Source organism: Actinoallomurus bryophytorum, assembly GCF_006716425.1.
Classification (GTDB): Bacteria; Actinomycetota; Actinomycetes; order Streptosporangiales; family Streptosporangiaceae; genus Actinoallomurus; species Actinoallomurus bryophytorum.
In genome coordinates this window covers 1,115,013-1,141,499 of record NZ_VFOZ01000001.1, presented here as the reverse complement: position 1 = coordinate 1,141,499, position 26,487 = coordinate 1,115,013, and the positions used below count along the sequence as shown (strand labels likewise).

The 26,487-nt window shown below is 70.3% G+C and carries 29 protein-coding genes and 2 pseudogenes; 25 read left to right on the top strand and 6 right to left on the bottom strand.

Annotated elements, in window-relative coordinates; genetic code table 11:
• Positions 1-39 precede the first annotated feature (39 nt).
• From FB559_RS05415 to FB559_RS05405, 3 genes are all read left to right on the top strand, one after another.
• The gene (locus FB559_RS05415) at positions 40-2,124 is read left to right on the top strand and encodes an ATP-dependent DNA helicase UvrD2 (protein ID WP_141953922.1); all 2,085 of its coding nucleotides are present in this window, start codon (positions 40-42) and stop codon (positions 2,122-2,124) included.
• Between the two features lie 33 nt (positions 2,125-2,157).
• Complete coding sequence (gene tesB / locus FB559_RS05410; RefSeq protein WP_141953920.1) at positions 2,158-3,018, top strand: acyl-CoA thioesterase II; 861 nt, start codon at positions 2,158-2,160, stop codon at positions 3,016-3,018.
• Positions 3,019-3,096: 78 nt separating this feature from the next.
• On the top strand, positions 3,097-3,810 hold the full coding sequence (locus FB559_RS05405; protein ID WP_221639893.1) for an alpha/beta fold hydrolase: 714 nt from the start codon (positions 3,097-3,099) through the stop codon (positions 3,808-3,810).
• 128 nt (positions 3,811-3,938) lie between these two features.
• Here the strand turns inward: FB559_RS05405 and FB559_RS05400 are convergent, their stop codons facing one another.
• Together FB559_RS05400 and FB559_RS43645 are read right to left on the bottom strand one after the other, a co-directional pair.
• The gene (locus FB559_RS05400) at positions 3,939-4,817 is read right to left on the bottom strand and encodes a hypothetical protein (RefSeq protein ID WP_185792053.1); all 879 of its coding nucleotides are present in this window, start codon (positions 4,815-4,817) and stop codon (positions 3,939-3,941) included.
• Positions 4,814-5,371: an RNA polymerase sigma factor gene (locus FB559_RS43645; RefSeq protein WP_185792633.1), complete on the bottom strand. Its 558-nt coding sequence runs from the start codon at positions 5,369-5,371 to the stop codon at positions 4,814-4,816. The genes FB559_RS05400 and FB559_RS43645 overlap by 4 nt, the downstream gene beginning before the upstream one ends.
• A 211-nt stretch (positions 5,372-5,582) precedes the next feature.
• On the opposite strand from FB559_RS43645, the gene FB559_RS05390 reads away from it, so the two are divergent.
• The 5 genes from FB559_RS05390 (at position 5,583) to FB559_RS43640 (ending at position 7,763) form a co-directional block, all read left to right on the top strand.
• Entirely contained in the window at positions 5,583-6,383 is an 801-nt protein-coding gene (locus FB559_RS05390) for a TrmH family RNA methyltransferase (protein WP_141953916.1), read from the top strand.
• A 121-nt stretch (positions 6,384-6,504) separates the two neighbouring features.
• Positions 6,505-6,762 (top strand): hypothetical protein, encoded by a 258-nt coding sequence (locus tag FB559_RS05385; protein WP_141953914.1) that lies wholly within the window; start codon positions 6,505-6,507, stop codon positions 6,760-6,762.
• Positions 6,763-6,873: 111 nt separating this feature from the next.
• A complete protein-coding gene (locus FB559_RS05380; RefSeq protein ID WP_281286323.1) occupies positions 6,874-7,143 on the top strand; it encodes a WhiB family transcriptional regulator in 270 nt (89 codons plus the stop codon).
• Positions 7,140-7,349 carry a hypothetical protein gene (locus FB559_RS05375; protein WP_141953910.1) on the top strand — a complete coding sequence of 70 codons (210 nt, stop codon included), beginning with the start codon at positions 7,140-7,142 and terminating at the stop codon, positions 7,347-7,349. The genes FB559_RS05380 and FB559_RS05375 overlap by 4 nt, the downstream gene beginning before the upstream one ends.
• A gap of 261 nt (positions 7,350-7,610) precedes the next feature.
• Positions 7,611-7,763 carry a hypothetical protein gene (locus FB559_RS43640; protein ID WP_185792051.1) on the top strand — a complete coding sequence of 51 codons (153 nt, stop codon included), beginning with the start codon at positions 7,611-7,613 and terminating at the stop codon, positions 7,761-7,763.
• Between the two features lie 15 nt (positions 7,764-7,778).
• Here FB559_RS43640 and FB559_RS05370 read toward each other — a convergent pair whose 3' ends face one another.
• On the bottom strand, positions 7,779-9,116 hold the full coding sequence (locus FB559_RS05370) for an ABC1 kinase family protein (protein ID WP_141953908.1): 1,338 nt from the start codon (positions 9,114-9,116) through the stop codon (positions 7,779-7,781).
• Positions 9,117-9,331: 215 nt separating this feature from the next.
• On the opposite strand from FB559_RS05370, the gene FB559_RS05365 reads away from it, so the two are divergent.
• The 13 genes and pseudogenes from FB559_RS05365 (at position 9,332) to FB559_RS05310 (ending at position 21,415) form a co-directional block, all read left to right on the top strand.
• Positions 9,332-10,120, top strand: a complete 789-nt coding sequence (locus FB559_RS05365) for an enoyl-CoA hydratase/isomerase family protein (protein ID WP_141953906.1) — start codon at positions 9,332-9,334, stop codon at positions 10,118-10,120.
• A gap of 316 nt (positions 10,121-10,436) precedes the next feature.
• Positions 10,437-10,967 (top strand): M48 metallopeptidase family protein, encoded by a 531-nt coding sequence (locus FB559_RS05360; protein ID WP_246121365.1) that lies wholly within the window; start codon positions 10,437-10,439, stop codon positions 10,965-10,967.
• Positions 10,964-11,554: a DUF2064 domain-containing protein gene (locus FB559_RS05355; protein ID WP_246121364.1), complete on the top strand. Its 591-nt coding sequence runs from the start codon at positions 10,964-10,966 to the stop codon at positions 11,552-11,554. Before FB559_RS05360 ends, FB559_RS05355 begins: the two co-directional genes overlap by 4 nt.
• Before the next feature lie 123 nt (positions 11,555-11,677).
• Positions 11,678-11,782: pseudogene (locus tag FB559_RS46085) on the top strand (LacI family DNA-binding transcriptional regulator); the annotation flags it as partial.
• Complete coding sequence (locus FB559_RS05350) at positions 11,756-12,646, top strand: LacI family DNA-binding transcriptional regulator (protein WP_281286322.1); 891 nt, start codon at positions 11,756-11,758, stop codon at positions 12,644-12,646. The pseudogene FB559_RS46085 and the gene FB559_RS05350, both read left to right, overlap by 27 nt.
• An 8-nt stretch (positions 12,647-12,654) precedes the next feature.
• Entirely contained in the window at positions 12,655-13,851 is a 1,197-nt protein-coding gene (locus FB559_RS05345) for an extracellular solute-binding protein (protein WP_141953904.1), read from the top strand.
• Positions 13,848-14,936, top strand: coding sequence for an ABC transporter ATP-binding protein (locus FB559_RS05340; protein WP_221639892.1), 1,089 nt, complete (start codon positions 13,848-13,850; stop codon positions 14,934-14,936). Before FB559_RS05345 ends, FB559_RS05340 begins: the two co-directional genes overlap by 4 nt.
• The gene (locus tag FB559_RS05335; RefSeq protein ID WP_141953901.1) at positions 14,937-15,860 is read left to right on the top strand and encodes an ABC transporter permease; all 924 of its coding nucleotides are present in this window, start codon (positions 14,937-14,939) and stop codon (positions 15,858-15,860) included.
• A complete protein-coding gene (locus FB559_RS05330) occupies positions 15,860-16,705 on the top strand; it encodes an ABC transporter permease (RefSeq protein WP_141953899.1) in 846 nt (281 codons plus the stop codon). Before FB559_RS05335 ends, FB559_RS05330 begins: the two co-directional genes overlap by 1 nt.
• Positions 16,702-17,442, top strand: a complete 741-nt coding sequence (locus FB559_RS05325; RefSeq protein ID WP_141953897.1) for a 5-deoxy-glucuronate isomerase — start codon at positions 16,702-16,704, stop codon at positions 17,440-17,442. The genes FB559_RS05330 and FB559_RS05325 overlap by 4 nt, the downstream gene beginning before the upstream one ends.
• Positions 17,443-17,449: 7 nt before the next feature.
• Complete coding sequence (manD, locus tag FB559_RS05320) at positions 17,450-18,661, top strand: D-mannonate dehydratase ManD (protein ID WP_141953895.1); 1,212 nt, start codon at positions 17,450-17,452, stop codon at positions 18,659-18,661.
• On the top strand, positions 18,651-20,084 hold the full coding sequence (locus FB559_RS05315; protein ID WP_141953893.1) for a UxaA family hydrolase: 1,434 nt from the start codon (positions 18,651-18,653) through the stop codon (positions 20,082-20,084). The genes manD and FB559_RS05315 overlap by 11 nt, the downstream gene beginning before the upstream one ends.
• 11 nt (positions 20,085-20,095) lie before the next feature.
• On the top strand, positions 20,096-21,415 hold the full coding sequence (locus FB559_RS05310) for a mannitol dehydrogenase family protein (protein WP_141953891.1): 1,320 nt from the start codon (positions 20,096-20,098) through the stop codon (positions 21,413-21,415).
• Positions 21,416-21,459: 44 nt separating this feature from the next.
• Here FB559_RS05310 and FB559_RS46585 read toward each other — a convergent pair.
• Positions 21,460-21,870 (bottom strand): annotated as a pseudogene (locus FB559_RS46585) (helix-turn-helix transcriptional regulator); the annotation flags it as partial.
• 19 nt (positions 21,871-21,889) lie between these two features.
• On the opposite strand from FB559_RS46585, the gene FB559_RS05300 reads away from it, so the two are divergent.
• The 4 genes from FB559_RS05300 (at position 21,890) to FB559_RS05285 (ending at position 24,442) form a co-directional block, all read left to right on the top strand.
• Entirely contained in the window at positions 21,890-22,225 is a 336-nt protein-coding gene (locus FB559_RS05300; protein WP_141953889.1) for an ATP-binding protein, read from the top strand.
• A complete protein-coding gene (locus FB559_RS05295; protein ID WP_141953887.1) occupies positions 22,222-23,013 on the top strand; it encodes an SDR family oxidoreductase in 792 nt (263 codons plus the stop codon). The genes FB559_RS05300 and FB559_RS05295 overlap by 4 nt, the downstream gene beginning before the upstream one ends.
• A 19-nt stretch (positions 23,014-23,032) precedes the next feature.
• Entirely contained in the window at positions 23,033-24,085 is a 1,053-nt protein-coding gene (locus FB559_RS05290; protein ID WP_141953885.1) for an NAD(P)H-dependent amine dehydrogenase family protein, read from the top strand.
• A gap of 159 nt (positions 24,086-24,244) precedes the next feature.
• Entirely contained in the window at positions 24,245-24,442 is a 198-nt protein-coding gene (locus tag FB559_RS05285; protein ID WP_141953883.1) for a hypothetical protein, read from the top strand.
• A gap of 53 nt (positions 24,443-24,495) precedes the next feature.
• Here the strand turns inward: FB559_RS05285 and FB559_RS05280 are convergent, their stop codons facing one another.
• Both FB559_RS05280 and FB559_RS05275 read right to left on the bottom strand, forming a co-directional pair.
• Entirely contained in the window at positions 24,496-25,059 is a 564-nt protein-coding gene (locus tag FB559_RS05280) for an NUDIX hydrolase (protein ID WP_141953881.1), read from the bottom strand.
• Complete coding sequence (locus FB559_RS05275) at positions 25,056-26,351, bottom strand: zinc-dependent metalloprotease (protein ID WP_141953878.1); 1,296 nt, start codon at positions 26,349-26,351, stop codon at positions 25,056-25,058. The genes FB559_RS05280 and FB559_RS05275 overlap by 4 nt, the downstream gene beginning before the upstream one ends.
• Positions 26,352-26,487: the final 136 nt, after the last annotated feature.

Genomic DNA, 26,487 nt, shown 5'->3' with positions numbered 1-26,487 from the left:
TGGGCCTGAGAGGATGAGCGATCCGAGGAAGGAGGGGCGATGGATGCGGATGAGGTCCTTGCCGGACTTGACCCGGAGCAGCGTGAGGTCGCCGAGGCCATACGCGGGCCGGTGTGCGTGCTGGCCGGCGCGGGCACGGGCAAGACCCGTGCGATCACCCACCGGATCGCGTACTCCGTGCTCACCGGTGTGGTCTCGCCGCAGCGCGTGCTGGCGGTGACGTTCACCACGCGCGCCGCGGGTGAGCTGCGCGGGCGGCTGCGGCAGCTCGGCGCCCCAGGGGTGCAGGCGAAGACGTTCCACGCCGCCGCCTTCAAACAGCTGCACTACTTCTGGCCGAAGGTCATCGGGGGTGAGCCTCCCCGGCTGGTCGAGTCCAAGCTCGGCCTGGTCGCCGAGGCGGCGCGCGCGTGCCGCCTGTCCTTCGGCCGCACCGAGCTGCGCGACGCCGCGGCCGAGGTGGAGTGGGCGAAGGTCACCCAGACCCGCCCCGGCGAATACGTCGCGGCCGCGGCCAAGGCCGCACGTACCCCGCCGGCCGACGCGGCCGACATGGCCCGCCTCTACGACGCGTACGAACAGCTCCGCCGCGACCGCAACCTGGTCGACTTCGAGGGCATGCTGGAGCTGACCGCCGCGATCTTCACCGAGCACCAGGAGGTCGCGAACCAGTTCCGCGACCAGTACCGCCACTTCGTGGTAGACGAATACCAGGACGTCAACCCGCTGCAGAAGCTCCTGCTCGACACGTGGCTCGGCGAGCGCAAGGACCTGTGCGTCGTCGGCGACCCGAACCAGACGATCTACTCCTTCACCGGCGCCAGCCCCTCGTACCTGCTCAACTTCACGATCGAGCACCCCGGGGCGAAGGTCGTCGAGCTCGTCCGCGACTACCGTTCGACGCCGCAGGTCGTGGGGCTCGCGAACGGCGTGCTGGCCCAGGCTCGCGGCGAGGCGCGCCGGCACCGCCTGGAGCTGGTCGCCCAGCGCCCCGCGGGCCCGGCGCCGGCCTTCCACGAGTACGACGACGAGGTGGCCGAGGCCGATGCCGTGGCCAAGCGCATCCGCGAGCTGCTCGACGAGGGCGTACCCGCACGCGAGATCGCCGTGCTGTTCCGCATCAACGCCCAGTCCGAGCCGTACGAACAGGCCTTCGCCGACCAGGGCGTGCCCTATGTCGTCAAGGGCGCCGAGCGGTTCTTCGAACGCGCCGAGGTGCGCCAGTCCGTGGTGCTGCTCCGCGGCGCCGCGCGCTCGGCGGGCGACGAGCCGCTCGTACGCGCCGTACGCGACGTCCTGGCCAGCGCCGGTCTCACGGACAAGCCGCCCGAGGGCAGGGGCGCGGCACGCGAGCGCTGGGAGTCCCTGGCGGCGCTGGCCCAGCTCGCCGAGGACGTGGCCGCCGACCGGCCGTCGGCGGGCCTGCGGGAGTTCGTGGCGGAGCTGGAAGAACGGGCCGGCGCGCAGCACGCGCCGACGCTCGAAGGCGTGACCCTCGCCACGCTGCACACCGCCAAGGGGCTGGAGTGGGACGCGGTCTTCCTGGCGGGCCTGGTCGAGGGCACGCTGCCGATCATCTACGCGGAGAAGAACCCCGAGCAGATCGAGGAGGAGCGCCGGCTGCTCTATGTCGGGGTGACGCGGGCGCGGGAGTTCCTGACGCTCTCGTGGGCGCTCGCCCGCTCTCCGGGCGGGCGCAAGGGCCGCCGGCGGTCCCGGTTCCTCGACGGCCTGGCGCCCCAGAGTGCCGGGCCTCCGCGTGTCGACCGGTCCCGGCGCCGGGCGGCCGCGCAGGGCCCGCAGCCGTGCCGGGTCTGCGGCCGCCCGCTGACCGCGGCGATCGAGCGCAAGCTCGGCCGCTGTGAGAGCTGTCCCGCCGACTACGACGAGGAGCTGCTGACCCGCATGAAGGACTGGCGGGTGAACACCTCCAAGAAGCTGAAGGTCCCGTCGTACGTCGTGTTCACCGACGCGACCCTTCAGGCGATCGCCGAGCGCGCCCCCGCGTCGGAGTCGGAGCTGGCCGCGATCCCCGGCGTCGGCGCGGTCAAGCTCGACCGCTACGGCTCCGATGTCCTCGCGCTGTGCCGGGGCGAGATGACCTCCGCCGACCTGGTTGACTGATGATCCGGTCAATTGAGTAGGGAACACCACGAAATGAACGGCGCACTGAAGGAGCTGCTCGATCTGCTCGATCTTGAGCAGATCGAAATGAACATCTTCCGCGGGCGCAGCCCCGAAGAACGCCAGCAGCGCGTGTTCGGCGGCCAGGTGGCAGGGCAGGCGCTGGTCGCCGCCGGCCGCACGGTGCCGCAGGACCGCCACGTCCACTCGCTGCACGCCTACTTCATCCGCCCCGGCGACCCGAGCGTGCCGCTGGTCTACACCGTCGACCGCGTACGCGACGGCCGGTCGTTCACGACGCGCCGCGTATCCGCCGTACAGCACGGCAAAGTGATCTTCACGCTGTCGGCGTCGTTCCAGGTCCTGGAGGACGGCCCGTCCCACCAGGCGCCGATGCCCGAGGTGCCGGACCCGGAAAGCCTGCCGACGTTCCGCGAGCGGCTGGAAAAGCTGTTCGGCCCGATGGCGGACGACTTCCACCGCAGGCGCCCGGTCGACCTGCGGCACGTCACCCCGCTCACCTGGGAGGCCGCCCGCGACCCGTCGCTGACCGGCCCGGAGTCGAAGGTCTGGCTGCGCGTCGACGGCGAGCTCCCGGACGACCCCCTGCTGCACGTCTGCCTGATGACGTACGCCTCGGACATGACGCTGCTCGACACGGTCCTGCTCAACCACGGCCTGGCCTGGGGCGACAAGAAGACCATGGGCGCCAGCCTGGACCACGCCATGTGGTTCCACCGCCCGTTCCGCGCCGACCAGTGGCTGCTGTACGCGCAGGACACCCCCAACGCCTCGGGCGCCCGAGGGCTGGCCCGTGGCGAGGTGTTCACCCGGGAGGGCGAGCTCGTCGTCTCGGTCGTCCAGGAGGGCCTGATCAGGACGACGGGGGCCTGACCCGCCACGGCCGGCCCGATCTTCGGGATCTCCGGGCCGATGCGAAGATGGGCAGGTCAGGGGCACTATGGTTCAACCATGGACCGGGACTCGCCGACCTACGTGCTGATACCGGGAGCCTGGCATGGCGGGTGGGCGTGGCGGCCGGTGGCCGAGCGGCTGCGCGCGGCCGGGCATCGTGCGATCTGCCTCACGCTGCCCGGCCTGGACGATGGTGATGACGCCACGGGGCTGGGGCTTCAGGACGCGGTGGACCACGTGGTCGCCGAGACGGAACGGCTGAGCTCCGGTCAGGTGACCTTGGTCGGGCACAGCTGGGGCGGCTACCCGATCACCGGAGCCGCTCACCGTCTGGCGGACAGGGTCTCCAAGGTCGTCTACTACAGCGCGCTCGTTCCCGTACGTGGCAGGTCGCTGGTGGAGGATCTGCCGGCGGGGGCTCCCGGCTTCCTGCCGGAGCTGATGGCGGCTTCGCCGGACCGCGTCTCGCTCACCCCAGAGGTCGTCCAGCGGCTGCTCATGCAGGGTGTCGCGGAGGACGCGCAACGTTTGCTGGCGGAACTGCTGACATCCCAGCCTCGTGGCTACTTCCTGGACGCGCTCGACGTCCCGGACGTGACCACGCTCGGCATTCGCGCTCAGTACATCCTCAGTGCGGACGACCGCGCGCTGCCCCGGCCCGGACTCGAGTACGCCGCCCGGCTCGGGCTCGAGCCCGTGATGGTCCCCGGGACCCACGAAGCCCTGTTGACCCACCCCGACGCGATCGCCGAGGCGATTCTGCACGGCTGAGCGGGCGAACAGCCTCGTACAGCGCGGGATCCGGGCCCGCGGCCCCCAGATCCGGCGCGTCAGGGCGGGCGTGGCCATCGGCCACGCCCGCCATACCCGTCACGCTGCCCGAGGGCCGGGCCCGGGGCTCAGCAGCCGTGCCACCACAGGTCGCCCGTCAGGACGGGCCCCGGCGCGTCGGGGCGCTTCAGCGTGGGGGCGACCAGGAGGAGGGCACGGCCCGGTCCGCTCAGGACACCGTCGTGGACGTACCAGGAGCCCGGGACCGAGCCCGGCGTTCCATGGCCGTCCGTGAACGTCACCGTCGGCACGCCGTGCCGCCTCAGCAGCGTGCGTACCTCGTCGACGGTCCTCTTCAGGTAGTGCACGCAGTGCAGCGGTCCGCCGGGAGCATTGAGGTCCGGAGGGTCCTGGTAGCTCTCACCCGGCCGGGCCTCGCGCCCGAGGTAGATGACCGCACTGCCGGTGTATCCGACCGGGATCTTCAACCCGATCGCGCAGCCCCCAGGCACCTCACACTTGGCGGGGTGGGCGATGGTCGTGATCAGGTCCTTCCTGAGGCGAACATCCGCCTCGGTCAGGCCGTTCTCCTTCGGATCCAGCACGAACGGCCGGCCCTCGGCGTCCGGCGTCGTGGGCACGAGCTTGAGCGAGATGTTGAGGCCGCGTCCCCGCAGCTGGGCCTGGTAGCGCGCCGGGTCGGCGAACAGGTCCTTCACCGTGACGACGTAGTAGCCACCCTGCCGCTTGATGTCCAGGGCCGCCGAGGCCGGGCGCGGGCCCAGGCCGAACGCCCCCGGCAGCAGCCAGGTCAGCGCCAGGACCACAGCGGCGACGGCGGCGACGAGCGGCACGCCGACCCGCCACCGGCGCGGCGCCGGCACACGGGGCCGCCCGGTGTTCCGTGGCACGGCCGTGATCTCGGCGCACAGCTCCCGCGCGTCCTCGTCCAGCCGAGGTGCGGTGTTCATCGGGTCGAGGTGTCGCACGATCCGGTCGACGTTCATCGGTTCACTCCTTCTGCCAGCTCCATCGCCCGGGTGCCGTAGCGCTCCAGGTCCGCGCCCGCCACCGCCAGCTCCCGGGCGAGACGCCTGCGGGCCCGGTGCAACCGCACCCGTACGGTGCCGCGCGAGCACCCCAGCACCGTCGCGATCTCGGTGGGAGACAGTCCCTCCCAGCCGGTCAGGGAGAGCAGTTCGCGATCACCTGCCGAGAGTCCGGCGAAGGCGGCACGCACCTCGTCGCACTCACGCGGCCGGTCCGCGAAGGACTCGGCGAATGACATCCGCAGGCGCGCCGTCAGCAGCTCACGCCGGGCCGCGCCCCGGTGAAGGTTGGCGAGGACACGGCGTGCCACGCCGTACAGCCACAGGCGCGTCTCGTCACCTGCCGGCACGTCGTGCAGCCGGCGCCATGCCGTGAGGAACGTCTCGCTGACCACGTCGACGGCATCGTCCGAGGACTCGGTACGACGCAGTGCGTACTGGGCGATCGCGGTGTAATGCGTCTCGTAGATCTTCTCGAAGTGCCGTCGAGGTCCATCCGGCGGATCATCCACGCCGTTTCCCTTCTCTGGATTTATCTCAGCAGATGTCCGGACCTCAGGGAGCGTTACAACCGTGCCTGTACCGCCTGGGCCTCGGCGCGGATCCCTCCCGCGGCGGCGCCTGTAGGGTGCCGATCGTGAGACTTCCCGGGCAGCTGCCGACCAGCCGGCAGGGCTGCGGGCTCCTGCGGGTTCGCACCGGGGCTCCGGCCGAGCGCGCCGCGTGAGCGCCACCGGGGCGTTGCGGGTCACGACGCGCAACGCGCGCTTCCAGCAGTGGGAGGCGCTCCTCACCAACCGTACGAAGCGTGGCCGGGCCGGGGAGTTCCTCGTGCACGGCGTACGGCCGATCACCATCGCCGCCGAGCGTGGCTGGCCCATCCGCAGTCTCCTGTACGCCTCCGGGCGCCGGCTGTCGTCGTGGGCCGAGGACATGCTGCGCGACACGCGCGCGGAGCGCGTCGAGATGGCTCCGGACCTGCTGGCCGAGCTCGCCGCCAAGGACGAGGCCGAGCTGGTGGCGGTGGCCGCCCTCCCGCCGGACGACCTGGACCGCATCACGCCCGGCGGGCCCGTGATCGTCTTCGACCGGCCCAGCGATCCCGGCAACATCGGGACCGTCGTGCGCTCCGCCGACGCGTTCGGCGCCGCCGGCGTCATCGTGACCGGGCACGCGGCCGACGTCTATGACCCCAAGGCCGTACGCGCCAGCACGGGGTCGCTGTTCGCCGTCCCCGTCGTGCGTGCGCCCTCGCCGGGGACGGTCGCCGAATGGGCCCGTGGTGCGGACATCCAGATCATCGGCACCGACGAGACCGGAAATCGGGACGTACACCGCTGTGATCTGCGCGACCCGGCACTGATCGTGATCGGCAACGAGACGCGGGGGATGAGCGCCGCATGGCTCGCTGCCTGCGACGAGGTGGTGCGCATCCCCATCGGCGGGGCGGCCTCTTCGCTCAACGCCGCGGCCGCCGCGACGGTGCTCCTGTACGAGGCCTCAAGGCAACGCTTCGAAAAATAAGAAATCGCAGGTGGAAAATACGTTGCCTGCATCCGGGAAGCGATCGTACGCTTCTCGCGAGCACATGAAGGGCTCTCTGATCGCAGAAGAGCCTTCGGACGAGAGAGGCGGTGGCAGTCCTGTGACGAACTTCAGCGCGTTGCTGACGTGGCCTGCCGCATGCCCGCGTACGACTGTGCTGTCCTCGCGCGGCCTCGTGCCGCTTACCGCCGCCGGCTATGCCTCCCCCGAAGCCGGGCGCGAGCGAGCTAGCGGCGTGGAGAAGCGCGTGGAGCAGCATGTCTTCGCCAAATCCGCGGCTGTTCAGGTCAATGACCAGGTCAAGGACACCGGCATCCGTATGCCCAAGGGTCCGCACCCCTGGAGACCGCCAGAGTAAAAGCTCTGGCAGGCCTCCAGGCCGCGGATCCCGAACCCGGGAACCGCGGCCTTTTTGTTTGGCCACACACAACCGAGCCAACGAGATCGAATCAAGAAAGGGGTGGAGACCTTGGGCCTCGCGCTCACCGCGATCAGCGAGAACCTTGATCTTCCCTGTCGGAACGAGCCTGAGCTCTTCTTCGCCGAGTCGCCACAGGACGTCGAACTGGCCAAGGCGCTGTGCGCCGAGTGCCCGATCCGGCGCGCCTGCCTCGCCGGTGCTCTCGAGCGCCGCGAGCCCTGGGGTGTCTGGGGTGGGGAGCTCTTCATCCGCGGCGTCGTCGTCCCACGGAAGCGCCCGCGTGGACGTCCGCGCAAGAACGCCGAGGTGGCGGCATGACGCCACCGCCCATCGAGCCCGAACACATCGAGAAAGAGCAGAAGATGAGCTTGCTGAGCATTGAACTGTCCCAGGAGCGAATACGCGAGGCCGAGCGCGACGCGGTGCGTCGGCGCGGCCTCGCCCAGGCCCGGGCCGCACGCCGGGCCCGGCGGGACGCCGAGCTGACCGCCGTCCGCCTCAGGCGCCTGTTCACCACGCGCTGACGGCCTCACCGAGAAGCTGACACGCCTCCCAGAGGAAACGGGACCCCCGGCACCAACGGCCGGGGGTCCTCGTCGTTTCCACGGCCCCGGAGCCCGGCGGCTCGCGGGGAGGGGCAGGCGAGCGAATCGTGCGCCGGCCGGCTCCAGCGGTTGGGATGCCCTGGTGGGGGCAAGGCATTGGCCAACGTCACCGCGTTCCGCTTCCGGTCGCGGGGCGAATCGGTGATGCTTGGGTGAGGCCGACAGAGGGGGCAGCACGGAATGGTCAGCTGTACGTCATGTGGAGTCACCGCCGAGTCACCGCTCGGCTGGACCACCGATGTGACCGAGCGGGGCGCGCAGCACCTGTGCGACCGCTGTAGCCGGGACAACCTCCGCTCGATCGAAGGCCGCCTGGACCCGGCCTACTGGTAGCCGGAGCACGGGCTCTCAGCTGGCGATCTCTTCCTCACCGGTCGGGTCGTCATCGGCGAAGCCGGGCACCCAGCGCAGCGCCTCGCCACGGAACGGGCCCTCCGCCTCGAGCTGGCACAGCACGCCCGTGCCCGCGGCCACCACGCGGTGGATCAGCACATACGACGGCGGGAGGTTCAGCTGGCGTACGACGTTGGTCGGCCGCAGGTCGGTGACCCGTGCGAACTCCTGGCGCAGCCACTCGCGGCTGAACTTGAAATTGTCCTCGATCAGCGGCTGGGTGATCGGCACGATGAACGACTGCAGCGACTCCGGGTCGATCTCCACGCCCTCGCGGATGAAGCCCTCCTCGCGCAGGGCATCCACGATCTGGTCGATGTCGAGAAGTGTGCCGATGCGCATGAGCACCCCGATGCGCCGGTGGAAACCGCCCGGCAGCCGGTCGACGGCGCCGAAGTCGATGACCCCGAGGCGGCCGTCGTCGAGCAGCCGGTAGTTGCCCGGGTGCGGGTCGGCGTGGAGCAGGCCGCACCGCGCCGGCCCGGAGAACAGGAACCGGCAGTACAGCAGGCCCACGTGGTCGCGTTGCTCCTGGGTGCCGCCCGTGATGATCGCCGAGAGCGGAGTGCCGTCCATCCACTCGGTGACGAGCACGTGGCCGGACTGGTCGACGACCTGCGGGACGTAGATGTCGGGATCATCGGCGTACGCCGCGGCGAAGGCGCGCTGTGAGTCCGCCTCGACCGTGTAGTCGAGCTCCTCGCTGACGCGCTGTTTGAGCTCGGCCAGCATCGACTTCATGTCGAGCCCGGGCATCAGCGCGGAGAACAGCCGGCTCAGCCGTGCGAGCTGGTTGAAGTCGCTCAGCAGCGCCTGTCCGGCGCCGGGGTACTGCACCTTCACCGCGACCGTACGGCCGTCGTGCCAGACCGCCTTGTGGACCTGGCCGATCGAGGCCGCCGCGGCGGGCCGGTCGTCGAACTCGTCGAACAGCTCCCGCCAGTCCTCGCCGAGCCCCTCGGCCAGGACCCGGTGAACGGTCCTGGCGGGCAGCGGCGGCGCCGCCTCCTGCAGCCGGGTGAGCGTCGCACGGTAAGGACCCGCGATCTCCGGCGGCAGTGCGGCTTCGAAGATCGACAGCATCTGGCCGAGCTTCATCGCCCCGCCCTTGAGCTCACCGAGCACCTTGAACAGCTGCTCGGCGGTGCGCTGCTGGATCTCGACGGCGACCAGCTCGGCGGACTTGCCGAACGTGCGCTTGCCGACACCGAGCGCCGTACGCCCGGCGAAGCCGATCGGGAGGGACGCCAGTTTGGCGGTCCGGGTCACGGCGCGACGGGGGAGATCGCTCATTCGCCTACCTGCTTGTTCGCGCATCCGCGAGGTTGCTGGGGCTGGAGGTCCGGTCGGACCACGTCGTCTTCATTGTCCGGGAGAGACGTAACGCGTCTATACCGATGTACGCCAGAACTTCACCGCTTGCACTTGTGAGCATAGGTGAACTGGACAACAGGGTAAGTGTGTGCTTTCTCACTGCCCTCTCCGAGCAGGCCCAATACCCTCCGATCATGAGCGAAGAGCTACTGGTGGACCGGCGTGCCGACGGAGTCGTCCTGCTGACCCTCAACGACCCGGCGCGTCGCAACGCGATGTCGGACGCGATGACGGCCGCCTGGCGCGAGGTCATCGCGGATCTGCGAGACGACGCGGGACTGCGGTGCGTGGTCGTGACCGGTGCCGGCACCGCCTTCTCCTCCGGAGGTGACCTGGCCTGGATCGCCGAACGAGGCGAGGTCGAGGTGGCCCCGCTCCGTGATCACATGCTCGGCTTCTACCGCACCTGGCTGTCGATCCGGTCGCTGGAGGTCCCCACCGTCGCCGCGGTCAACGGCGCCGCCGTCGGCGCGGGCCTCTGCCTCGCGCTCGCCTGCGACCTGAGGTACGCCGCCGCGGACGCCAAGCTGGTCGCGCCCTTCACCCGGCTCGGCATCCACCCCGGAATGGCCGCCACCTACCTCCTGCCCGAGGCGGGCGGGCTGCCGCTGGCACGCGAGATGCTCTTCACCGGCCGCGTGGTCACCGGAGCGCAGGCCGCGTCGCATGGCCTGGTCAACCGCGCGGTGCCGCGCGAGGAGGTCCTCGACGAGGCGCTCGGCGTCGCCGCGGAGATCGCCGAGCGGGCGCCGGTCGCCACCCGGCTGACCAAGGCCGCCCTGGCCGATGGCGGCCAGCCGAGCCTGGAGGCGGCGCTGCGGTGGGAGTCGCTCGCCCAGCCCGTGACCATGGCCTCGGACGATCTCGCCGAAGGGATCGCCGCCCAGCGCGAGAGGCGTGCCCCGAGGTTCACCGGCCGCTGAGCCCGTTCACTCCGGCCCGGCGCGCCCGGAAAGCCCCCGTGCGCCGGACCTGCCGCCGCCCTTCCCAGTCGGCCGCCGATCCGTGCGCCGCGGGGACCCCCGGTTCGCGTGACGGTAGGAGCGGAGCACGAGAGGCGTCAACGAAACCCTGTGGACGATGTTGGGGAACCGGTGGGGACGGGGCGGAGTGTCGCTGTGGACAGGCTGAGCACAAGGGTGTGGATAGTCCTGGGGATGAACCAATTACCTGGGTTCTACCTGCATCGATGCGATCCACCCCCTGTGGAGAAAACAAAGTTTTCGGTACGGTGCTACGGTGCCCCCCACAGGCGAGATAGAAGTCCGTCGCAGCGCGCGGCGCCGCCGCACGGTCACCGCGCGCCGCGACGGTGACAAAACGGTCGTGATGATGCCGGCCGGGCTGAGCGCCGCCGAAGAGCAAGAATGGATCACGATGGTGCTGGAGCGGCTCGCGAGGCGCGAGCAACGCCGGCATCCGAGCGACGCCGTCCTGTTCGACCGTGCGCGGGAGCTTTCCCAGCGCTACCTCGACGGGCTGGTCGCGCCCGCCAGTGTGCGCTGGGTCGGCAACCAGCACAGCCGCTGGGGCTCCTGCACTCCCGAAGACGGCACCATCCGGCTGTCGGCCCAGCTCCGCGGGATGCCCGCCTGGGTCGTCGACTACGTCCTCCTGCACGAGCTCACGCACCTCATCGAGCCCGGTCACGGACCGGCGTTCTGGAAACTGGTCAACCGCTACCCCAAGACCGAGCGCGCCCGCGGCTACCTCGAAGGCGTCGCCGCGACCGCAGGCCTGCCGCTCGAAGACGGAGAGCCCGTCACGTGAGCTCCCGCTTCGTCGCGGTCCTCGCCGGGCGCGCGGTCGCGACCCCGCCCGGCGCCGACCCCGCGGAGTTCCGGCTCGCCATGCTGGAGGACACCTACGAGGTGGTCGCCGGGCTGGAGTTCGTCACGCCCGTCCTCGCGCTGACCGAGCCCGACGAGGACGCCGAGGCCATCACCTGGCCGGGCACCCGGGTGGTGCTGACCACCGGGCTGGAGGCGCTGCTCGGCCAGCTCGCCGATCTCGGCGCCGACCAGGTGGCCGTCGTCGCCCACGACGCACCCGACCTGCCGCCCCTGCTGCTCGGCAAGCTCTTCCGCGCCCTCGGGAGCGGTGAGGTCGCGATCTGCCCGGCCAAGGACGGCGGCCTCGTGGCCCTGGCCGCCCGGCTGCCGGCCCCACCGTGGCTCAAGGAGATCGATCTCGACACCCCGGACGCCCCCGGCCGGCTGCGTGCCGCCGCCGGGCTCCCGGGAGCCGTACGCTCCGGGCCCGGCTGGCACCGGCTTCGCGCGCCGGAGGACCTGTCACGCCTCGATCCCGGGCTCGAGGGCTGGGACAACACCAGAATTCTTCTCGGCGGCGGGTAGCAAGTAAGGGTTTTATACCCAAAAGGCTACATTGACGGCTTCTGCAAAGGATTGCAGTCTTTCACTCAATCTCATGCGTCAAGGAGTTTCGTGGTGCCGGTAACCATCTAGGACGTCGCCCGTGAGGCGGGGGTCTCGGTGTCCACCGTGTCCCGTGCGTTCACCGTGCCGGAGATGGTGAAGGACGAGACCCGGCACTACGTGCTCGCCACCGCGGAGCGGCTGGGCTACCGCCCGAACCGCGCCGCACGGGGACTGATCACCGGCAAGACCGGAAACCTCGGAGTGATCGTCCCCGACCTGTCCAACCCCTTCTTTCCCAACGTGCTTAAGGGGGTCCAGGCGCGCGCCCGCGAGGCCGACTACGCGGTGTTCCTCGCGGACTGCGACGAGAACCCCGCGGAGGAGATGGCGCTCGTCCAGGCCATGGCCAAGCAGGTCGACGGTGTCATCCTCTGCTCGTCACGCATGTCGGCGACCCAGCTCGAGCGGGTGGTCGGCACGACCTCCCTGGTGTTCATCAACCGCCAGGTCCGTGGCCACGCGGCCGTGACCATGGACGCGGCGGGCGGGATGCGGCAGGCCGTCGATCATCTCGCCGCTCTCGGACACCGCAAGGTCGCCTACCTGAGCGGTCCGCGTACCTCGTGGTCCAACCGGGAGCGCCGGCGCGGACTGCGCCGTGCGGCTCGCGAGGGCATCGAGATCGTGGAGCTGGGCCCGTTCGCGCCGCGTTTCGACGGCGGGCCACATGCGGCCGACCTCGCGCTCGCCGAGGGCGTGACGGCGATCATCGCGTACAACGACCTGATGGCGCTCGGGGTGATGTCCCGGCTGGCCGACCGGGGCGTGTCCGTGCCCCGGCAGATGAGCGTCGTCGGGTTCGACGACATCGCGATGGCGGGCATGGCCACCCCGCCGTTGACGTCCGTGTCCCTGCAGAACGAACGAGCGGGCCGTGCGGCCGTCGACCTGCTCCTCAGCCTCCTGTCCGTCACCGGCGCCGAAGCGGGGGATCTTCGCCGGGAACTCGAATGTCAGCTGATCGTGCGGGCGTCGACAGCCGTACCGCCCGATCCGACTGGAAGGTGAATCCCCAGATGCGCGTTAAGAGTCTGAGCCTCGCGGCGGTGTTCGTCCTGGTGGGCGCGTGCGGCTCACCGAGCTCCGGAGGCGGGGCCAAGGACCTTTCCCCGAACTCGGTCCCGGACAACCCGAAGAAGGCCGTGACGCTCAACATCATCGACGTCGCGGGCAACCTCCAGCTCACGAAGGGGATGATCGACGAGTTCGTCAAGACGCATCCCAAGGTGATCAAGAAGGTCACGTACACCACCGCGACCGCGCCGGAGCTGCCCGGAAAGATCAAGGCGCAGCAGAGCGCCGGGCAGGTGCAGATCGGCCTGGTCCTCACTGGCACCGACGGCCTCGCGGCGGGCATCTCCCAGAAACTGTGGGTCAAGACCGACGACTACGCGAGCCGTCTCGGGAACGCGAACTACCTGCCGCCCGCGGCGAAGATGCAGGAGCTGGCCCAGGGCCACGGCGTCGAGGTCGTGTACTACCCGTCCGGGCCGCTGATCGAGTACAACCCCAAGACGGTGACCAAGCCGCCGGCCACCGCGCAGGACCTGCTCGCCTGGGCCAAGGCACACCCGAAGAAGTTCCAGTACGCCCGCCCCGCCAACTCCGGCCCGGGCCGTACGTTGCTGATGGGCCTGCCCTACATCCTCGGGGACAGTAACCCCAAGGACCCCAAGGCCGGCTGGACCAAGACCTGGGCGTACCTCCAGGAGCTCAGCAAGTACGTCGACTACTACCCCTCCAAGACGTCGGAGACGATGGCCAACCTCGCCAACGGGTCGGCCGACATCATCGCCTCCACCACGGGCTGGGACATCAACCCGCGGGCGCTCGGCCAGGTGCCGGCCGGTGACAAGGTCGCCTACCTCAAGGGCATGCACTGGGTCACCGACGCGCAGTACGGCGTCGTGCCGACGGGGGTCTCCGCCGACGTGCTGTCCGCGGACCTGCAGCTCCTCAAGTGGATGCTGACGCCGCAGCAGCAGGCCAAGGCCTACGACACCGGCTATTTCTACCCGGGCCCCGCCGTCAACGGCGTCACCGTGCAGATGGCCCCGCCGAAGTCCCAGCAGGTCATCCAGCAGTTCGGCCGCCCCGAGTACGACCAGTGGATCGCCAAGTTCCCCAAGGAGACCTCGCTGCCGGCCGAGCAGCAGGTCGCCGCGTTCGACCAGTGGGACCGCACCGTGGGCAGCGGAAAGGTGCGCAAGTGACGCGTCCCGACACGAGGATCTCGGAGCTGCGGCTGGACAAGGTGAGCCGCGGCTTCGGGGGTGTGCCGGCCCTGGAGGGGCTCGACCTGACCATCAGGGGCGGGGAGTTCGTGGCGCTGCTCGGCCCTTCGGGCTGTGGAAAGTCGACCGCGCTGAACTGCCTGGCGGGTCTGCTGCCGCTGAGCGGCGGCTCGATCTGGCTCGACGAGCGGCGGATCGACACCGTGCCGCCCGAACAGCGCGGCTTCGGCATGGTCTTCCAGAACTACGCGCTCTTCCCGCACATGTCGGTGCGCGCCAACATCGCGTTCGGGCTGCGGATGGCGAGTGTCGCCAAGGCCGAGTCCAGGCGGCGCGTCGACGAGGCGCTGTCGCTCGTCCAGCTCGGCGACCACGCCGCGAAGTTCCCCGGCCAGCTGTCGGGCGGCCAGCAGCAGCGCGTGGCGATCGCCCGCGCGATCGTGATGGAGCCGGCGCTGGTGCTCATGGACGAGCCGCTGTCCAACCTCGACGCGAAGCTGCGGCTGGAGATGCGCACCGAGATCAAGCGCATCCACCAGACGCTAGGGCTCACCACGGTCTACGTGACCCACGACCAGGAGGAGGCGCTCTCCCTGGCCGACCGGCTCGTGCTCCTGCGGGACGGGCGGGTCCAGCAGGTCGGCACTCCGGAGGAGGTCTACACCGAGCCCGCCAACCGCTTCGTGGCCGGGTTCATGGGCTACCGGAACGAGTTCGAACTGCCGGTGACCTCGGGTTCGGGTGCCGGCGCCGGCAAGTCCGTCGTCCTCGGCGACCTGACCGGCACGCGCCGCGAGGACCTGGGCGAGACCGCGGTCGCCGCGATCCGGCCCGAGGACTTCACCGTGGGCGACGGTCCGAACGCCATGGAGGTCGACGTCGAGGTCGTGGAGTACCAGGGCCGCGAGCAGGCGGTCCAGGCGCGTACGGCGGCCGGCGCCCCGCTCCATCTGCGTGCGGCCGCCCGCCTGGCCCCGGGTGACCGGGTGACGGTGTCGGTGCCGCCGGAGCGGGTGCTGGTGTTCGCGGCCGAGAGTCCGGCGGCCCCCGCGGAGGTGAGCTAGATGGCGGCCGACGCGTCCATGGCGCGTATGGCGCTGCGGCATCGCCTGGCCGACCGTGGCATGGACCGTACGCTGCTGCTCCTGTTGCCGGCCGTCATCTTCATCGTGGCGCTGTTCATCTATCCGTTCGTGTACGGGCTGCAGCTGTCCTTCCAGCCGCAGCCCGGATCGGAGACGGTGCAGCGGTACGGCTCGGGCCCGTTCGCCGACTACCACAACTTCTTCGCCGACTCCTATCTGCGGGACACCATCTGGACGACGCTGAAGCTCAGCCTGCCGGCGGCCCTGTTCAACGTCATCGCCTCGGTGCCGATCGCGTACCGGATGCGGGGGAGGTTCCGCGGCAAGCGGACGATCACCACGATCCTGGTCGTGCCGATCACGCTAGGCACGGTGCTGACCGCCGAGGGCCTGCTGGCGTTCATGGGCCCGACCGGCTGGCTGAACCGGCTGCTCATGGACGCGGGCATCGCCGACCACCCGGTGCGGTTCACCCACAACTACTGGGGCGTGCTGTTCTCGCTGATCATCTCCGGGTTCCCGTTCGCGTTCCTGCTGACGCTGTCCTATCTGAGCGGCATCGATCCCACCCTGGAGCGGGCCGCGGCCACGCTCGGCGCGGGCTGGTGGCAGCGGTTCCGGTACATCACGCTGCCACTGCTGGCACCGGGTCTGGGGATCACCTTCTGCCTGTCGTTCGTGCTGGCGTTCTCGGTCTTCCCCTCGGCGATCATGGTCGGCGATCCGGCCGGGCAGACCCGGGTGATCTCGATCGCGGCGTTCCACGCGGCCTTCGAGCAGTACGACTACTCGATGGCCTCGGCGATCGCCATGATCATGGGCGCCGTCGAGCTGATCGTCATCGGCCTGGTCCTCGGCTGGCGCTCCCGTCTGTACCGGGGCGCGACGGGAGGTAAGGGCTGATGGCGGCCGTATCGGGCGGACGGCGGGTCACTCTGCGGCCCGGGGCGTGGCTGGTCTGGGGCGCGGTCGTCTTCTTCATGCTGATCCTGGCCGGGGTCGTGGGCGCGGTCGTCGTCGACTCCTTCGGCACCCGGTGGTTCACCGGGTGGCTGCCGGCCGGCTGGACCACGCGCTGGTACGGGACGACGTGGCGGGAGTTCGACCTCGGCGGGGTGCTGGTCGTGACCCTGGAGGTCGCCCTGGCCGTGGTGGTGGTCTCGCTGTTCATCGGCGTGCCCGCCGCGTACGCGCTGGCCCGCCGGACCTTTCCCGGCAAGCGGGTGCTGATGGTGGCGTTCCTGCTGCCCATCCTCATCCCGCCGATCACGTACGGCGTGCCGCTGGCGACCGTCCTGTACAAGTTCCACCTGGCGGGCAAGTTGTCCGGCGTCATCCTGGCGAACCTCGTGCCGGCGGTGCCGTTCGTCATCCTCGTGATGACGCCGTTCATCGAGCAGATCGACCCGAAGATCGAGGCGGCGGCGCGGATGTGCGGCGCCCGTACCCGCGTGATCTTCACCAGGATCCTCGGCCCGCTGCTGCTCCCCGGCATGCTGGCCGCCGCCATCCTCATCCTGGTGCGTACGGTGGGCATGTTCGAGCTGACCTTCCTGACCGCCGGTCCCGACAGCCAGACGCTCGTGGTCGCGCTCTACTACTCGGTCTCCTCGGCGGGCATCCGCGCGCAGCAGGAGATCGACGCGATGGCGGTCATCTACACCATGTCCATGCTGGTGCTGCTCGTCGTGGCACTGCGCTTCGTCAATCCCACGCAGCTGGTCACCCAGATCAAGGAGAGAGATTGAGAACCCTGCTGACCCCGGGCAAGGAAACCGAGCTGATCGGGCTCGACCTGGCCGACCTGGCCGACGGTGAGACCCTCGAGCTCGACCGTGACGCCGAGATCGCGGCCGTGGTCCTCTCCGGCGTCGTCGACGTCGAGGGGCTCGGCACCGCGGGCGGGCGCAGCGACGTCTTCGACGGACCGGGCCACACCGTGTACGCGCCACCGGGCACGCCACTGCGGTTCGAGGCGACCGGCGGTCCCGCGCAGATCGTCATCGCCTACGCCCCGCTCGGCGACGGCACCCCCGGCACGGCGCGGATCATCGGCCCGGCCGACCAGGACGTCGCCGAGCGCGGTGAGGGGAACTGGTCGCGTACGGTCCGTACCATCCTCGGCCCGGGCGACGACGCCGGGCGACTCCTGCTCGGCGAGACGATCAACCCGCCCGGCAACTGGTCCAGCTACCCGCCGCACAAGCACGACACCCACGAGCCGCCGCGCGAGGTGAAGCTGGAGGAGGTCTACCTCTTCAAGCTCGACCCGGCCAACGGCTTCGGCATCCAGCTCCGTTACGACGGCAAGGGCGAGGAGGCGTTCACCGTCCGCGACGGCGACGTCGCCGCGATCCCGGCCGGCTACCACCCGGTCGTCGCCGCGCCCGGCTACAAGCTCTGCTACCTGTGGGTGATGGCGGGCCAGGGCCGGCAGATGATCCCCTACCTCGACCCCGAGCACGCCTGGGTCCAGACGGGATGAGGCCACGGTGAAGATCGTCGCGGCCAAGGTCATCGTCACCTGCCCCGACCGCAACTTCGTGACCCTGAAGCTGACCACCGACGACGGCCTGACCGGGGTGGGCGACGCCACCCTCAACGGCCGTGAGCTGGCGGTCGCCTCGTACCTGCGGGACCACGTCTGCCAGCTCCTGATCGGCCGCGACGCGAGCCGCATCGAGGACACCTGGCAGTACCTGCACAAGGGCGCGTACTGGCGGCGCGGGCCGGTGACGATGACCGCGGTCGCGGCGGTCGACACGGCACTGTGGGACATCAAGGGCAAGGCGGCCGGCATGCCGGTCTACCAGCTCATCGGCGGGCGGTCGCGCGACGCGGTCACGGTGTACGGCCACGCGAACGGCGCGACCATCCCCGAAGCGCTGGAGCAGGTCGGGGACCTCCTCGGCCGCGGCTACCGCGCGGTGCGGGTCCAGGTCGGCATTCCGGGCCTGGAGAAGGTCTACGGCGTCCCGGTGACGGGGGAGCCGTACGAGCCCGCTCTCGCCGGGGAGCGGCCGGACGAGGAGACCTGGTCGACCACGAAGTACCTCAACTTCATCCCGGGGCTGTTCGAGGCCGTACGCTCCCGCTTCGGCCGCGACTTCCACCTGTTGCACGACGCGCATCACCGGCTCACCCCGATCGAGGCGGCACGGCTGGGCAAGGCTCTCGAGCCGCATGACCTGTTCTGGCTGGAGGACCCGATCTCCGAGGAGCTGCAGGAGGGGTTCCGGCTCATCCGGCAGCACACCACGACGCCGATCGCGGTCGGTGAGGTCTACAACTCCATCTGGGACTGCCACCAGCTGATCACCGAGCAGCTCATCGACTACATCCGGATGGACGTCGTGCACGGCGGCGGCATCACCCATCTGCGCCGGGTCTTCGACCTGGCCGACCTGTACCACGTGCGCACCGGCTCGCACGGCGCCACCGACCTGTCGCCGGTGTGCCTGGCGGCCGCGCTGCACGTCGACATCGCGGTGCCGAACTTCGGCATCCAGGAGTACATGCCGCACACCTCGGCCACGAACGCCGTCTTCCCGCACTCGTACCGTTTCGCGGACGGGTCGATGTACCCCTCGGAGGAGCCCGGTCTCGGCGTCGACATCGACGAGGAGGCGGCCGCGGCGTACCCCTACCGGCAGGCGTATCTGCCGGTCAACCGCCTTGAGGACGGGAGCATGCATGACTGGTGAGACCCTGCTGCTACAGCCCGACGACGACGTGGCGGTGGCCCTGCGCGACCTGCCCGGCGTACCCCGCGGCCACAAGGTGGCCGTCCGCGACCTCGCCTCCGGTGCCCCGATCCGCAAGTACGGCCAGCTCATCGGCGTCGCGACCGCGCCGATCACGGCCGGTTCGCATGTCCACACCCACAATCTCGGCATGGGGCCGCACGACCGGGACTACGCCTTCGGCACCGACGTACGCGAGGTCGAGCCGGTGCCCGCGCCCGCGCACTTCCAGGGCATCCGGCGGCCGGACGGGCGGGTCGCCACCCGCAACTACATCGGCATCCTCACCTCGGTGAACTGCTCGGCGACGGTCGCCCGGATGATCGCCGCGCGGGCGTCCACGGAGGGCTTCCCCAACGTGGACGGTGTCGTGGCGCTGACCCACGGCACCGGCTGCGGCATGGCGTCTGACGGCGACGGGATCCGGCTGCTGCGCCGCACCCTGAACGGCTACGCGCGGCATCCCAACTTCGCCGCGATCCTCGTCATCGGCCTCGGCTGCGAGGTCAACCAGCTCACCGGGTTCGACCTGCCGGCCGATACCCCGACGATGACCATCCAGGAGCTCGGCGGCACCTCGGCGACCGTACGCCGCGGTCTGGAGGTGATCCGCGAGCTGCTGCCCGCCGCGGACGCGGTCACCCGCGTGCCCGTACCCGCTTCCGAGCTCGTCCTCGGCCTGCAGTGCGGCGGGTCGGACGGTTACTCCGGAATCACCGCCAACCCGGCTCTCGGCGCCGCCGCCGACCTGCTCGTACGCCACGGCGGCACCGCGATCCTGGCCGAGACGCCCGAGGTGTACGGGGCCGAGCACCTGCTGACCCGCCGCGCGGTCTCCCGTGCGGTCGGCGAGAGGCTGGTCTCGCGGATTCGCTGGTGGGAGTCCTACGCCGAGTCGATGGACAACAACCCCTCGCCGGGCAACAAGGCGGGCGGCCTGACCACGATCCTGGAAAAGTCGCTCGGCGCGGTCGCCAAGGGCGGCACCACGCCGCTGACCGCGGTCTACGAGTACGCCGAGCCGGTCACCTCGCGGGGCTTCGTGTTCATGGACACCCCGGGTTATGACCCGGTCTCGGCGACCGGGGAGGTCGCCGGCGGCGCCAACCTGATCTGCTTCACGACCGGCCGGGGCTCGGTGTACGGCTGCCGTCCGGCGCCCAGCCTGAAGCTGGCCAGCAACCGCGAGGTCTACCGGGCGATGGCCGAGGACATGGACGTCGACTGCGGTGTGATCCTGGACGGCGAGGTCACGGTCGCGGAGCTGGGCTCACAGATCTTCGACCTGGTCCTGGAGGTCGCGTCGGGCCGCAAGACGGCAAGTGAGGAGCTCGGCTTCGGCGACGAGGAGTTCGCCCCCTGGCAGCTGGGGGCGGTCATGTGAGGGAGACCACGTTGCGGTTGTCGCTGACGAGCCGGCCTCGTGAGGTTCCGGCCTCGGTCGGGATCGTGCACCTGGGCATCGGGGCGTTCCACCGTGCCCACCAGGCCGTCTACACCGAGGACGCCGGCGACGGCTGGGGGATCTGCGGGATCACCCAGCGCAGCGCGGCCGTGGCGTCGCGGTTGGCGCCGCAGGACGGCCTGTACAGCGTGCTGGAGCGCGGACCCGGCGGCGTCTCGGCGCGCGTCATCGGAGCGGTACGCGAGGTGCTCACCGGCTCGGCCACGGTCGCGCGTATCGGCGACCCCGCGGTGAAGATCGTCTCCCTGACGGTGACCGAGAAGGGCTACCGGCACGACCCGGCGACGAGGCGGCTGCGCGTTGACGACCCCGAGATCCTCCGCGACCTGGCCGGGCGACCGCCGGAGACGGTGATCGGCCGGCTGGTCGGCGGCCTCGCCGGGCGCGAGGCGCCGGTGACCGTCCTGTGCTGCGACAACCTCACCGCCAACGGCTCGTTCGTACGCGGGCTGGTCGAGGAGTACTGCGACCGAGGCGGCATCCGCCTCCCGTGCGAGGTAACCTTCCCGAACGCGATGGTGGACCGCATCACGCCCGCGACCACCCCGGAGGACCTCGACGAGGCCGAACGCCTGCTCGGCGTGCGCGACGAGGCCGTCGTGGTCACCGAGCCGTTCTCCCAGTGGGTCATCGAGGACACCTTCGCGGCCGGCCGGCCCGCGTGGGACACGGCTGGAGCGATCCTCACCACCGACGTGGCGCCGTACGAGACGATGAAGCTGCGCCTGCTCAACGGCGCGCACTCGATGCTGGCCTACCTGGGCGCGGACTTCACCTACGTCTCCGACGCGATCGCCGGCGGGCTAGGCGACGACCTGCGTCACTACATGGACGAGGACGCGACCCCGACACTCGACGTGCCACGCGGCTTCGACCTCGCCGCGTACAAGTCCTCTTTGATCGAACGCTTCGCCAACCCCGCCCTGCGGCACCGCATCGCCCAGATCGCGATGGACGGTTCGCAGAAGCTGCCGCAGCGACTGCTCGGCGTCGTACGCGACCGCCTGGCGACCGGGGAGGAACCCCGCTGGGCGGCGCTGGCCGTGGCGGCATGGATGCGCCACGTCAAGACGGCGAAGGAGCTGGACGACCCGATGGCCGAGACGCTGCGAAAGGCCGTGGCAGGCGCGGACAGTCCGGAAAAGGTGGTGGACGCACTGCTGTCGATCACCGACGTCTTCGGCCCGGACCTACGCGATTCCGTGGTCTTCCGCGACCTACTGACCGACCACCTCGGCCGCTTGCTGTGAAAGGTCGGCCACCTCACCCACAGAATTGGCGGCGGCGGATTCTCGCGCGTGAGGATCGTTTGACGTGCCATGCGGGTTTCCACGAGATCGTCGGGGTCTTTGGCCTGTCCGGCGATCAGGAGCGCATGGGCGTACCGCCTGGTCTGGAGCAGGCCGGGGACGAAGTAGGTCTGAAAGCTCTTGATCTCTGATGCGCGCGTCTCGTAGTCAAGATATTCGCGTAGCCAGTCGGCCAGATGCTGGCGGCGGGCGTGGTGCCAGAGGGTCTGGAAGTGTCGCGCCGTCCTGAAGTGCTCGTCGAGCTGTCTGGCGAACGGTAGGCCAGGGCGCCGGATCAGCCTCTCGCAGTGGCTGATGTTCGCCCGCGGGGTGTAGAGCGCCTGGCCGAGCTGCTCCTGGCCCAGACCGCGTTCCTCGCGGTGTCGCCGCAGTTCGTAGGCGAAGTAGGCGCTCACCGAGAACGTCGCGCTGGTAATGAGCGAGCTGGTGACCAACGCCGTCTGTTATGCCCCGGACCTGTTCACTCTCGAATGCTTCATCTCCGCCGGCGGCCGGTTCGTCGTGGAGGTGGCGGACCCCTCGACCGAACTGCCGATACCGGAAGAGGCAGGCCCGCTCGACGTCCACGGTCGCGGTCTGGTCATCGTCGACGCGCTGGCCGACGAGTGGCCGATGGCAGGGGCGGCAAGGTCGTCTGGGCGGCCTTCGATGTTCCCGCGCCTCGGCCATGACGCGCCGTCTGTCCAGGTTGTCGGCGGGTGCTGCGAGCTATTGAAACGTGTTCTAGATCCACTTAGGCTCTCCCCGTGATTCTGGACCGTTTCCGGCTCGATGGCCGGGCCGCGATCGTGACCGGTGCCGGACGAGGGATCGGTGCCGCGACCGCGGTCGCCCTTGCCGAGGCCGGCGCGGACGTCGTCGTGGCAGCCCGCAGTGAAGACCAGCTCCGAGAGATCGCCGCCCGCGTGGAGGCCGCCGGCCGGCGGGCCGTCGTGGTCGCGGCGGACCTGACCGACCTGGCCGCGGCCGCCGCGCTGCCCCAGGCGGCGATGGACGCGTTCGGCCGGCTGGACATCGTCGTGAACAACGTCGGTGGCACCATCCCGAACGCGTTCATGGACACGACCGTCGACTACCTGGACGAGGCGTTCCAGTTCAACGTGGGCATCGCCCACGCCGTGACCCGCGCCGCCGTCCCCTTCATGATCGCCGATGGGGGAGAGGGCGCGGTGGTCAACATCTCCTCGGTGATGGGCCGGATCACCGGGCGCGGCTACCTCGCGTACGGCACCGCCAAGGCCGCGTTCGCGCACTACACTCGCCTGGCCGCCGTCGACCTCGCCCCGCGCGTACGGGTGAACGCCATCGCCGCCGGTTCGGTGGCGACCTCGGCACTGGAGTTCGTCATCGGCGACGAGGGAATCCGTAAGCAGATGGAGGGCAAGACGCCGCTCGGGCGCATCGGCGACCCCGACGAGATCGCCGCCACGGTGCTCTTCCTGGCCTCTCCGGCCGGCGGGTTCGTCACCGGCAAGGTCCTGGAGGTCGACGGTGGGACCGAACAGCCCACCCTCGACCTGGGCCTGCCGGACCTTTGATTCCTCGAGGAGACTCAACATGACGCACCGCGTGGTGCTGTGGGGCACAGGGAACGTGGGCCGCAACGCCCTCATCGGCATCAATGCCCGGCCGGACCTGGAGCTGGCCGGCGTCTGGGTCTCCAACCCGGACAAGGTCGGCCGTGACGCGGGTGAGCTCGCCGGCCTCGGCCGCCTGGGCGTCTTCGCGACCAACGACGCCGACGCGGTGCTGGCGCTGCGTCCCGACTGCGTCGTCTACACCTCGATGGCCGACGTACGCCTGGACGAGGCGATGGGTGACCTGACCCGGATCCTGCGCGCGGGCGTGAACGTCGTCTCCAGCAGCCCGGTCTTCCTGCAGTTCCCCGACGAGGAGACCGGCGCGCCGATCCGCGAGGCGGCGCTGGAGGGCGGCGTCTCGATCTGGGTGAACGGCATCGACCCCGGCTTCGCCAACGACTGGCTGCCGCTGACGATCACCGGGATCAGCGAGAGCATCACCGAGGTCCGCTGCATGGAGATCCTCAACTACTCCACGTACGCGCAGCCGACGGTGCTGTTCGACGTGATGGGCTTCGGACGCCCGATGGACGAGACGCCCCTCCTGCTCTCGCCGACGGTCCTGACGCTGGCCTGGGGCAGTGTCGTACGCCAGCTCGCCGCCGGCCTCGACGTCGAGCTGGACGGCATCGAGGAGTGGCACACGCGCCTGCCGGCCCCGGAGACGTTCGAGGTCGACGCCGGCACGGTGGAGAAGGGCACCGCGGCGGCGTTGCGCTTCGAGGTCCGCGGCATGCGCGGCGGCCGCCCGGTCGTCGTCCTCGAACACGTCACACGCCTACGCGACGACCTGGGCCCCGACTGGCCCCAGCCCGCGGGCCAAGGCAGCTACCGGGTCGAGGTGAAGGGCGAGCCGAACTACACGGTCGACCTGCAACTCCTGGGCAAGAACGGCGACCACAACACCGCGGGCCTGAAGGCCACCGCGATGCGCCTGGTCAACGCCGTACCCTCCGTGGTGGCCGCCCCGCCCGGCCTGCTGACCGCCCTGGACCTGCCCTTGATCACGGGCCGCGGCCTGGTGGAGTGACCGGAAGAGGCGCCCTGACCGAGCCACCTCATGACGACCGGCCACCCGCATAGGGCTCGGTCCCAAGGCGAGCACCGCCACACTTGACGGTGTGGCGGCCAGGCCAGGCCAATTCAGGCATTGGAGAAATACGCTCAGGCTCCGACGAAGGAGATCCCGATGATTCTGATCCTGATTGCGGCCCTGATCCTTGCCTTAGTCGTCACGGCGGCCCTGTTCGACTTGAAGCAGCGCCGTCGGGGTGGCCCCATCACCGGTCACGACACCGCGGCGGCGATACGGCGGGCTCGGGCGAACACCGAAGGCCGCCCTGACAGCACCGGGAGCCCGGGTGGTGGGGGCGGCGGCGGTCGCTGACGATGTGCCCCGCCCGACACGATCGGTGGAGCGGCCTCGCCCGTGCTCGCCGGTCAGGCGTGCCGGGCGAAGACCTCGCGTGACGCGGTGGCCAGGCTTCGCAGGACGTCGTCCGCGAGGTCGGGGATGGCGTCCAGGGCGAACCAGCGCAGGTCGTCGGACTCGTCGCTGATCTTCTCCTGGGCCCCGGCCGGTGCGACCGCCGCGTACTGCACGTCCAGGTGGTACGAGCCGCCGTGGCACCAGACGCGGTGGCGGTCGACGCGCACCGGGCCCGGCAGCAGGCGCAGGCCCTCGATGCCCGACTCCTCCTCCGCCTCCCGCAGCACCGCTCCGGCGAGCGAGTCGTCGCCGTGCTCGCAGTGGCCGCCGAGTTGCAGCCACATCTTCGCCTTCGGATGCAGCGTGAGCAGCACGCGCTCGCCCGAGGAGTCCAGGACCGCCGCGCTGGCGGTCAGATGCCCCGGCACGCACTCACGCCACATGCCGTCCGCGTGCGTCGCCAGATGGGTGAGGAACTCCTGTCGCAGCGCGTCCTGCCCATCGTCGTACGGGTGCCAGCCGGACAGCACCCGTACGGCGTCGTCGTGCAGCGCCGCGCGAACCTCCGCGGTCACGCCTCGTCGTCCGGCTTATCGTCCTTATCGTCCTTCGGCCCGGTGAAGTCGGTGATGTCGAAGTCGGCGCTCTTGCCCTCGACGAATCCGATGGGGTCGTCCAGGTCCTCGTGGGTCGGCATCAGGTCGGGGTGCGCCCAGATGTCGTCGCGTCCGTCGTTGCCGCGTGCCTCGCCGAGGCTCGTCCACAGCGTGGCCGCCTCGCGCAGCCGGCGCGGCCGGAGTTCGAGGCCGACGAGAGTGGCGAACGTACGCTCGGCCGGGCCGCCGGTGGCGCGGCGACGGCGTACGGCCTCGGCGAGCTTGACCGAGGACGGCAGCCGGTCCTTCGCCGCGGCGTTCACGACGGTGTCCACCCAGCCCTCGACCAGGGCGAGCATGGTCTCCAGCCGGACCAGCGCCGCCTTCTGCTGCGGCGTCTCCTCCGGCGTCAGCGACAGCTCGCCGCCGAGCGCCTGCTGCAGCGCCTCGGGATTGTTCAGGTCGATCCCGGAGACCGCGTCCTCGATCTTGGACAGGTCGACCGTGATGCCGCTCGCGTAGTCCTCGACCGCGCGCAGCAGCTGCGGGCGCAGCCAGGGCACGTGCTCGAACAGCCGCTGGTGTGCGGCCTCACGCAACGCCAGGTAGAGGCGTACCTCGTCCTCGTCGACCTCCAGGCCCTCACCGAACGCCTTCACGCCCGAGGGCAGCAGCGCGCCGACGCCCGCGGGGGCGAGCGGCAGGCCGATGTCGCTGGAGCCGACGACCTCCAGGGCCAGCGCGCCGAGCGCCTGCCCTGCCTGGCCGCCCACCATGGCGCCGCCCATCTGCTGCACCATGCCGAGCAGCGGGCCGGCCATGGCCTGCATCTCCTCGGGCATCGCCGAGCCCATCGACTCGGCCATGCGCGCGGCCATGGGGTCGCAGACCTTGGTCCACACGGGCAGGGTCTGCTCGATCCACTCGGACCGGCTCCATGCCTGGGGGTTGCGGATACCGGCCGGAAGCGTCGTCACCTCGTCCAGCCACAGATCGGCCAGGCGGAGCGCCTCGACGACCGCGCGGCGCTGGGCGTCAAGGATCGACGGGTCGCCCTTTTCGGCGATCTGGTGCCGGGCGATGTCTTTCGCGAGGTCCCAGTTGAGCGGGCCGCCGCCTCCGCCGGACTGGTTGGACAGCATGTCGGCGAACTGGTGCAACATGGCAGCGAAATCCTGCATGTTGCCCGCGCCGAACGGGTCTTGACTGCCGGGCTCGTTCTCGTCACCGGGCTCGCCCGGACGGTTGAACCCGAAGGGGATATCACTCACGGGGCCTCCTTGGCCGGCCCCGCGAGCACGCTGCTGTGTTTAATGGCTCGGTCGCTCCGCTCGCTCACGGGCTCTACCTCGGGCAGGATGAATAGGTCACAACCTTCACGTTATCCGGTCGTAGCCGGGGGGCGTG

Excerpts from the sequence above, each read along its gene's own strand:
- FB559_RS05415 (WP_141953922.1), top strand. The coding sequence starts at position 40 with ATGGATGCGGATGAGGTCCTTGCCGGACTTGACCCGGAGCAGCGTGAG.
- tesB (WP_141953920.1), top strand. The coding sequence starts at position 2,158 with ATGAACGGCGCACTGAAGGAGCTGCTCGATCTGCTCGATCTTGAGCAG.
- FB559_RS05405 (WP_221639893.1), top strand. The coding sequence starts at position 3,097 with ATGGACCGGGACTCGCCGACCTACGTGCTGATACCGGGAGCCTGGCAT.
- FB559_RS05400 (WP_185792053.1), bottom strand. The coding sequence starts at position 4,817 with ATGAACGTCGACCGGATCGTGCGACACCTCGACCCGATGAACACCGCA.
- FB559_RS05375 (WP_141953910.1), top strand. The coding sequence starts at position 7,140 with ATGACGCCACCGCCCATCGAGCCCGAACACATCGAGAAAGAGCAGAAG.
- FB559_RS43640 (WP_185792051.1), top strand. The coding sequence starts at position 7,611 with ATGGTCAGCTGTACGTCATGTGGAGTCACCGCCGAGTCACCGCTCGGC.
- FB559_RS05370 (WP_141953908.1), bottom strand. The coding sequence starts at position 9,116 with ATGAGCGATCTCCCCCGTCGCGCCGTGACCCGGACCGCCAAACTGGCG.
- FB559_RS05365 (WP_141953906.1), top strand. The coding sequence starts at position 9,332 with ATGAGCGAAGAGCTACTGGTGGACCGGCGTGCCGACGGAGTCGTCCTG.
- FB559_RS05345 (WP_141953904.1), top strand. The coding sequence starts at position 12,655 with ATGCGCGTTAAGAGTCTGAGCCTCGCGGCGGTGTTCGTCCTGGTGGGC.
- FB559_RS05335 (WP_141953901.1), top strand. The coding sequence starts at position 14,937 with ATGGCGGCCGACGCGTCCATGGCGCGTATGGCGCTGCGGCATCGCCTG.
- FB559_RS05330 (WP_141953899.1), top strand. The coding sequence starts at position 15,860 with ATGGCGGCCGTATCGGGCGGACGGCGGGTCACTCTGCGGCCCGGGGCG.
- FB559_RS05315 (WP_141953893.1), top strand. The coding sequence starts at position 18,651 with ATGACTGGTGAGACCCTGCTGCTACAGCCCGACGACGACGTGGCGGTG.
- FB559_RS05300 (WP_141953889.1), top strand. The coding sequence starts at position 21,890 with ATGAGCGAGCTGGTGACCAACGCCGTCTGTTATGCCCCGGACCTGTTC.
- FB559_RS05290 (WP_141953885.1), top strand. The coding sequence starts at position 23,033 with ATGACGCACCGCGTGGTGCTGTGGGGCACAGGGAACGTGGGCCGCAAC.
- FB559_RS05285 (WP_141953883.1), top strand. The coding sequence starts at position 24,245 with ATGATTCTGATCCTGATTGCGGCCCTGATCCTTGCCTTAGTCGTCACG.